Genomic DNA, 2,656 nt, shown 5'->3' on the forward strand with positions numbered 1-2,656 from the left:
TCGGTCCCGTACTACAAGGCCCCCAAGGAAGGAGCCCTTGCCCCGGCTCCCCTCGGGACCATGGACCCTCAGGGCACGCCCCATTACATGGACGGCATCATTCCGAACTACGCGAACACCGATCCCCTCCCGAAGTTCGTGCACACGCTTCCCGGCCTTGGTGCGGCCCAGGCTAACGACCTCGGGAACTACATCCCCGTGGGCGTGCCTGATCGGGGCACCTATGCCGGCTCCGACTACTACAGCATCGACCTGATCGACTACACCCAGCAGTTGCACGGGAACCTGCCCAAGGCAACCAAGCTGCGCGGCTACATCCAGCATGGCGCGCCTGGCGTGAACACGCTAAATCCAGCCTTGGCCTCCAACTACCTGGGGCCTGTCATCGTTGCCAAGCGCGACCGCCCTGTGCGCGTCAAATTCACCAACCTGCTCGGAATCGGTACTGCCGGCAATCTGCCTCTGCCCTCGGATGCAAGCATGATGGGAGCCGGAGCCGGCCCCGGAGGGTCCACCTTCACCCAGAACCGCGCCGAGCTCCACCTGCATGGTGGCCTCAACCCCTGGATCAGTGACGGCACGCCCCACCAGTGGTTCACCCCTGCGGGTGACCCCACCGCCAACAAGAAGGGTGTCTCCTTCCGCAATGTGCCCGACATGATCGGCGTGAATGGCGTCACCGATCAGCCTGGTGATGGCATTGGCACCTACTTCTATACCAATCAGCAGAGCGGTCGCTTCATGTTCTACCACGACCACTCCTTCGGCCTCACCCGCCTGAACGTCTACCTGGGTGAAGCGGCGGGCTACATGATCGTGGATCCCGTCGAGACCAAGCTCATCAACGCCGGTATCCTGCCCAGGCAGGGCGCGAACCTGCCGATCACCGATGATCCCTGGGATGCCACGCCGGGTGTGAACTCGCTCGCGAGTGGCAACTCCGTCTATACCTACGGCATCCCCCTGGTCTTCCAGGACAAGACCTTCGTGCCGAATGAGGCCACCAGCCTCGTCTTCCAGGATCCCACCTGGGATCTCGACAACTGGGGCCAGGAAGGCGATCTCTGGTATCCGCACGTCTACATGCCCAACCAGAACCCGGACGATCCGTCCGGCGCCAATGCCATGGGCCGTTGGGACTACGGTCCGTGGTTCTGGCCCCCGCTGCCCGTGGCCACCACCCCCATCACCCCCGCCAACACCATCCCCATGGGCCATGGGCCCATCCCGGGTTCGGGTATTGATACTGATGGCAATGGTGGCTTCAGCTACCCCGGCACGCCCAACCCCTCCCTGACGCCTGAGGCGTTCATGGATACCCCGGTGGTCAACGGCACGCCGTATCCCACCATTACTGTCCAACCCCAGGCGTACCGCTTCCGCATGCTGAACGCGGCCAATGACCGCCCCTTCAGCTTTGCCTTCTACACGGCGGACCCTACGGACCCCGGCAAGACCGAAGTGGCGATGATTGATGCTTCGCCTGCGAATGCTGTGCTTGCTGAAGCATTCTTCCAGAACAAGTACGGTCTCCTTGATCAGAACCTCCCCGTGTGGCCCAAAGATGGTCGCGCTGGCGGTGTGGTGGACTTCAACACCATCGGCCCCGACATCATCCAGATCGGCAACGAGAGCGGCTTCCTGCCTGCGCCCGTGGTCTTCCGGTCGCAGCCGACTACCTACAACTACAACCGGCGCGACATCGTCGTTCTGGACGTTGAGAAGCATGCCCTCTGGTTGACTCCCGCCGAGCGCGCAGACGTCATCGTGGACTTCTCTGCGTTCCGAGGCCAGACCCTCATCCTTTACAACGACATGCTGGCCCCCGTGCCCGCCTTCGACGTTCGGTACGATTACTACACCGGCCCCGATGCGGACCAGACGGCCACCGGCGGCGCTCTCGACGCCCAGCCCGGTTTCGGCCCCAACACCCGCACCCTGATGCAGTTCAAGGTGGCTGATGTCGCGCCTGCCGCGCCGTTCGACCTTGCCGCCCTGGAGGCAGCCTTCGCGTCAACCGCGACCACAGATGGCGCCTTCAAGGCCAGCCAGCACCCCCCGATCATCCCCCAGAAGCTTTACAACTCTGCGATGAACACCGCCTACACAACGAACACCTACGGCCGGATCCAGGACAACAGCAAGACCTATGCCCGGACGGAGAATGGCGACGTTGTCACCATGCCCTTCCAGCCCAAGGCCATCCAGGAGCTCTTCGAACTGGATTACGGCCGCATGAACGCAACCCTTGGCGTCGAGCTGCCCTTCACCAACTTCAACAACCAGACCACCATTCCCATTGGTTATTCCGAACTTCCGACTGAGTTCGTGACCGACGGCAGCACCCAGATCTGGAAGATCACCCACAACGGTGTGGATACCCACCCCGTGCACTTCCATCTCTTTGACGTCCAGATCATGAACCGGGTTGGCTGGGACGGCGCTGTGCGCTTCCCCGAGGACAACGAACTCGGCTGGAAGGAAACCGTCCGGATGAAGCCCCTGGAAGACATCATTGTCGCCTTCCGGCCCCGCTCTCCGCGCCTGCCTTTCTCCCTCGCCGGCATTACCAGTCAGCGCGTGCTGGATCCGACCAAGGACGCCACCGCTTCGGTCCCCACCACGGACATCGCCGCTGGCGCGCTCAACCAGGGCA

1 protein-coding gene is annotated in these 2,656 nt (G+C 62.8%); it reads left to right on the plus strand.

The window, feature by feature from the left end; genetic code table 11:
- A partial coding sequence (locus WAS25_RS00975) for a multicopper oxidase domain-containing protein (RefSeq protein WP_422309421.1) occupies window positions 1-2,656 on the plus strand: 2,656 nt, incomplete at both ends.

This window comes from Geothrix sp. (assembly GCF_049292215.1).
GTDB lineage: Bacteria > Acidobacteriota > Holophagae > Holophagales > Holophagaceae > Geothrix.